Annotated in this window: 1 protein-coding gene; it reads left to right on the top strand. The window is 40.6% G+C overall.

Features of this window, described 5'->3' with window-relative positions:
• Positions 1–192 (top strand): hypothetical protein (locus D7Y04_RS46225; RefSeq protein ID WP_233601876.1); only part of this gene is annotated, 192 nt, incomplete at its 5' end.
• Positions 193–406: the final 214 nt, after the last annotated feature.

Genomic DNA, 406 nt, shown 5'->3' with positions numbered 1-406 from the left:
GAAATATTCAACGAGGTCGAATCAGAACATCAAATGACTGTCGAATTCTACACCCGAGCCTATGATGCAGTTGTGCAAGGTATTCGGCGACATACTAATAACTATGACATGAAGTATGTAGGAATGGCCTTGGGAGGTGAGTTTTCCTTTCGTTATGCAAGTGTGATCGTCTCCGATCAAATCTCATCATAGGTCACAATGAGTTTGATTGGTACAGATATTTTCTCAATCACTCCAATCATGCACCTGAGATTCCACTCGACATGATTTCATATCATTTCTATGCTTTGGGCAGTTCTCGTACTGATCCAAAAGATTGGGAATCTCTTTTTCGCCAACTGGATACATTTTTATTCGAAGTGGAACAGATTGAAGAGATTCGCAAGGATCTTTCACCAGAAACACG

Origin of the sequence: Corallococcus sp. AB038B (assembly GCF_003668955.1) — a bacterium.
In the GTDB taxonomy this organism is placed as follows: Bacteria; Myxococcota; Myxococcia; order Myxococcales; family Myxococcaceae; genus Corallococcus; species Corallococcus exiguus.
Note: the sequence above shows the minus strand (reverse complement) of the source record. Positions and strands in the feature narration are given on the sequence as shown.